1 pseudogene is annotated in these 284 nt (G+C 28.9%); it reads right to left on the reverse strand.

Going from position 1 to position 284, the window contains the following annotated elements:
- Positions 1-26: 26 nt before the first annotated feature.
- Positions 27-284: pseudogene (locus J8281_RS19520) on the reverse strand (hypothetical protein); the annotation flags it as partial.

Consider the following 284-nt stretch of genomic DNA (forward strand, 5'->3'; position numbering starts at 1 on the left):
AGTAATCAGAATAGTCATTAGAATATTTATTTTCTACTGTGTTGCTCTAAATAAGACCCAAGCCCTAGGAAGCTAAAAATTAATAATAAAACAGAAAAAAGTATAACTGGGAGCAAATATTTCATTTTATCATGCCATTCTCTTATGTCGTATCCAGACTCAGGAAAATCTGCAATAACATTAATTATTGAGTTTTTGGTAACTAAAATGCTATCTATTTTTCTTCTCGCACTCTCATAACTCAATCTTTGTTTTATAATTTTAGACTCATCTACAATAAGGTT

Source organism: Aquimarina sp. U1-2 (assembly GCF_017897595.1).
GTDB lineage: Bacteria > Bacteroidota > Bacteroidia > Flavobacteriales > Flavobacteriaceae > Aquimarina.